A 4,224-nucleotide genomic window follows, 5' to 3' on the forward strand; every position below is an offset into this window, starting at 1 on the left:
GCGGGACCGTAGTTGTTATGGGAGTAGCAATATTCTATCACGCAGTCCTGACACCCTCCGTCTATATCGAATCCTCCACCGTCCGCGGTTCCGGCAGCTCCGTTGTCGAAAGATTCGCAATGGCTGATCACAGTACCCTTGCAGTTGTAAAGCCAAATGCCGTAAGGACCTCCCCCAGAATAGTTACTATTATGGCCGTTGTTCCATGATTTGTTTTTGTTTATAGTACCTCCCAAAAATCCGCAAATCATGATTCCGCTGCCGCTTTGACCCCAGGTCACCGAGCCGCTACCTAGATTATCGTATGTCTCATTTCCTTTTATGACAGCGTCTTCAATGCTGTATTCGGAGTCTTTGTTTCCATAAGTGAAGATTCCGTTCATGTTTCCATGAATTTTGCAATCTGATATTTCCAATCCCTTAATCTTTATGGTACCGGGTTCGGCGTCCATTCCCACCACGAGGCCGTATGCCCCGAACTGGGTGACTTCACATCTATGTATCCTGTAATTGACACCAAGAAGGTGGGTATCGTTATATATAAATATACCTGAACCGTTTCCCCACGTTGAAGCTCCCAACCCGACAACTTTAATGTTGGTTATTTCGACGTTAGAACAGTTGTATATATTCACCCCATGGCTGGCGCTATCAATTACGTTTATCGTAGCCGGAACTTCACCGCCATAAGTTGATACTATTACGCCCGTCGTTTTACCGACAAATCCGATACCGCCATGAAATGTATCGCCTGATCTGAGTAATACCCGAGCCGGTTCGTCAATCGCAATATCCTGTGCCTTGTCCAACGTCAACCATGGTGTTTCAGGCGTTAGTCCATTATTGCTATCCAACCCTGTCGATGAAATGTAATAAGTAGTATATACCTGACCCACCAGATCACCTGGCTGTACGGCTGTATCTGCTTTTGCTCCCTGGGCAGACGTCGCAAAGTCACCTGCTGGTCGTGTTGACGCCGAACCGAGCCCGATAGCGGCACGTGCCTGGGCCGCGGTATCACCAGCTGCCATAAACTCCGGCTTTTCGTCGACTTCGCTCCAGGTAGGGTTAGAGAAATTGGAAGAAACGATGGGGTTACCCGGATCCGAACTGTCAACGGTAATACCCGGTCCCTCAACGATACTTTGCACCCCCTCGCCGGTGCCCCCACCTGTACTAAAACAATTCGACTCTATCCAAGCCTGCAAGTCCTCAGCGGTACCGAAGGCATCGCCATTTCCCTGCACTTCTCCGAAAGGTAGAGTAACTTCTCCCATTTCCGTCAACAGACGGGTGCCGCTTGCGTAAGGTATTTGACCTTTGATGCGTGACTTTACAATGTTCCATTTAAATCCCGGTGTCTCGATCGTGACCGTCTTAGCGGTCGTTGTTATTTTTATCATGATATTTTTTTTATTAATTGATGTCAATCAGTTTAAATCCGCCCCGGAAAGCAGGGTACCATTTTCCAGATGAGAAGTCGCGCAAGTAATTACCCTGGAGGCGTAAGCGCCCAATGTCTACCGACACCCCACCACCGAATAGGACATCGTCGTGATAGTATTCACCCACTGCCATAACGGCAAGTCCGAATCTCTTTTCGGGCGGCTCGATGCGCAAATACTTCACCCCACTTATGGTTGCATTTGGATCGGAAAGCCAAAAATTACCTATCAGTTCACGGCCGAACAGCGGACTTCGTAAGCCGATAAACCTATTGCTTTCCCAATACCATGCAAGGTTTGGTGAAGCATTATATTTTGAGTTGAGTAATGCCGGAACGCCATTGGCTGGTTTCTTAATATCAACAGATAACCAATTGTCCTTGAAGTTATATGTGGTATCGGTCTCGGTCATCGGTTCGTCTTCCCTGGTCGACGTAAATGCCAATCCGACATAATGGCTGAGTTGCCTATTCCTTATACCTAATAACTTCGTAAGACTATCTATCTCTTGACGAGAAGAATCCTTGAGCTGATTATAACTTATAACAAGTTGCTCTTTATCCTTCATTAAAGCATGCTCTATTCCACTGTTGCGATCGATTTCTCTATTAATGTTCTTTACATCGAGCTGGACCGATTCAACAGCGCTGTCGGCGATGCGGGCCTTTGATTCCTCAACCTTCGGCCTAGTGTACCACTTGGTTGCGAAATAGGCCGTTCCGATGGCTCCAAGTATCACCAATACCAAGAGCGGAATGGTTACGAACGTTTTCATTGCTTTGCTCTTTGTAGACTGTCTATCTGCATTTCCCGGTTACGGATCTGACCGTCTTTGTAAATAATTGCATTTGTATATTCCCGTTTCATTTCCGCGTTTTCTTCCCTCATGATCCGCAATTCGTCGCGCAGGTAACTCACCTGCTCCAAACAGTCGCGACTTCGGTCGTCCGTCGTATCGAACAGCTTGTTGACGAAAGTGGTCAGGAACGCGGTAAGTATCATCACAATAATGGCTAGTGGCCATTTATTTATCGTTTTTGCGGTCTTTTCGTCGAATACCGGATTTTCCATTCGCGTAGATGTTAATCGTTAATTGATGCGTTAATTGCCAGCAGGAATATTTCATAATATCCGGATATGGTCTCCGCTCTGTCCGTTCCGTTTATAATGCGCCTTGCGCTAAGTGAGTCGAATTCGTAATGCAGGCCGTCTCTAACCACGTCGTCGTAATCGGACAACTTACGGCCGGTGTACATTCCCTCCATCATTCCGATTACCAATAGCTTCGCGGCGATATTCCTGTCAAGCGCGAGGTCGGGGTTCTCATATAGAGGGATGCCGAGCCGCCTGCCCATCTTTCGGTAATTCTCAGGCCACGTAATCTGAACGAACCCGCGCCCATAGTAGCTGTGTCCATTGGTGTGTGCCAGCCCGTAGTTATGGCTGATTTTTCCCGAATTGAACAGCTTGGTAACCGCATTGATAGCCCCCTCGTTAGTCTTTGTAAATCCCTCCCTTACGGGTAGCCACTCTGGGTTTAGCTTACTGTGAAAGCTTTCATGGTAAGCAGTAGCAAGGATATAGGCGAAATGCGCCGATCGACTGACCTTTTCCGCATAACAGGTGTCCACTATCGCATTGATAGTGGACACCGAGCCGATGGACATATTCCGGGCGAACAGGTTTTCGCGGATTATACCCCAAAATGCATCATGATTCATAGCCAGAAATTGACGCGGTTTACTTCTTAATGAATCGCTGATAGACAAACTCCATAAGGGCTTCAAACGTCGCCCACTTGGTGCCGGCCGGCGCAAATCCGAATGCCAGCAACTTGGCCGCGAGGGAACTGATTCCGGCCCAAAATCCGGCGCGTTCCGATTTTAGTCCTGATAGGTATTCCTGTAGCCGTCCGACCGTGGCCTGCAAGTCATTATCGACGATGCCGTCGGCGATATTCAGCCCTTCCGTGACACCTTTTAGTCCAACCAGCAACGTCGGACGGTCGATATTGGGAAAGGCCTTTTGGATGAGCTCAATAACGAAGTCCGGCGCTTCCTTGACGTTCTTATTTATGATGTCAAGGATGGCAGATCCTTGCTTTAGCGCGTCCTGCACTTCAGGCGACACATTCGCCCATGTGCGCGCTGCTGCATCAAAGATGGCAGCGAAAAACAATCCGATTTTTGCGATAAACGATTTTAGTGACATATGATTAAAAATTAAATTGGTGACTGATTACTACTCTACGGGATTGAGGATTAACTCCATTTCCTCTGCAACGGCGGTTGCCAGTGCAGCATCGAAAGCTCCGTTGCTGAATCCGACGTGGTTGCTTGTCGCATTCGCGTAGGCATTCATATAATGCTCGCTTTTCTGACCCTGCACGTTGACGTTTGCGTTTGTTCCGCTTTCTGACGTGAATGTGAGATTCCAACCGTCTACGGTTGCCGTGCTTACCTCTTTTGTTGTGGTGCTTTGAACTGTTCTTTCCATTTTATTTCCCTCCTATTAACTTGTTTACATATTCCCTTACCGCCTCTTTCGTCCGGCGGTTGTAGTTACTGAAATCGCAGACTAGAGTCGCTACCATTTCCGCATCCTCTTGGCGGCATTCCGCCTCTCCGGTAGCGTGCAGGCTCCTCGCCACCTCTTCCATCTCGATGGTGGTCGCGTGGAAGTAAATAAGGTTCCCGAATTGCTTGGAGTCGAAAAATAGCCGGATCCGTTGACCGTCAAGGTCAGTGTATCCGATGCCATCTAAACTGAATTTCACTTT

7 protein-coding genes are annotated in these 4,224 nt (G+C 48.0%); all 7 read right to left on the reverse strand.

Going from position 1 to position 4,224, the window contains the following annotated elements; genetic code table 11:
* Positions 1-1,403, reverse strand: a 1,403-nt coding sequence (locus tag BMZ56_RS25235; RefSeq protein ID WP_143073035.1) for a right-handed parallel beta-helix repeat-containing protein, incomplete at its 3' end; no start/stop codon positions are given.
* 13 nt (positions 1,404-1,416) lie between these two features.
* The gene (locus tag BMZ56_RS25240) at positions 1,417-2,220 is read right to left on the reverse strand and encodes a hypothetical protein (protein WP_090632620.1); all 804 of its coding nucleotides are present in this window, start codon (positions 2,218-2,220) and stop codon (positions 1,417-1,419) included.
* The gene (locus BMZ56_RS25245) at positions 2,217-2,516 is read right to left on the reverse strand and encodes a hypothetical protein (RefSeq protein WP_090632622.1); all 300 of its coding nucleotides are present in this window, start codon (positions 2,514-2,516) and stop codon (positions 2,217-2,219) included. Before BMZ56_RS25245 ends, BMZ56_RS25240 begins: the two co-directional genes overlap by 4 nt.
* Positions 2,517-2,527: 11 nt before the next feature.
* Positions 2,528-3,166 carry a glycoside hydrolase family 19 protein gene (locus BMZ56_RS25250; RefSeq protein WP_090632625.1) on the reverse strand — a complete coding sequence of 213 codons (639 nt, stop codon included), beginning with the start codon at positions 3,164-3,166 and terminating at the stop codon, positions 2,528-2,530.
* Between the two features lie 19 nt (positions 3,167-3,185).
* Positions 3,186-3,656 (reverse strand): hypothetical protein, encoded by a 471-nt coding sequence (locus BMZ56_RS25255; RefSeq protein WP_090632627.1) that lies wholly within the window; start codon positions 3,654-3,656, stop codon positions 3,186-3,188.
* Between the two features lie 30 nt (positions 3,657-3,686).
* On the reverse strand, positions 3,687-3,941 hold the full coding sequence (locus tag BMZ56_RS25260; RefSeq protein ID WP_090632629.1) for a hypothetical protein: 255 nt from the start codon (positions 3,939-3,941) through the stop codon (positions 3,687-3,689).
* A gap of 1 nt (position 3,942) precedes the next feature.
* On the reverse strand, positions 3,943-4,224 hold a 282-nt coding region (locus tag BMZ56_RS25770), incomplete at its 5' end, for a hypothetical protein (RefSeq protein WP_177195309.1).

The organism is Parapedobacter indicus, assembly GCF_900113765.1.
In the GTDB taxonomy this organism is placed as follows: domain Bacteria; phylum Bacteroidota; class Bacteroidia; order Sphingobacteriales; family Sphingobacteriaceae; genus Parapedobacter; species Parapedobacter indicus.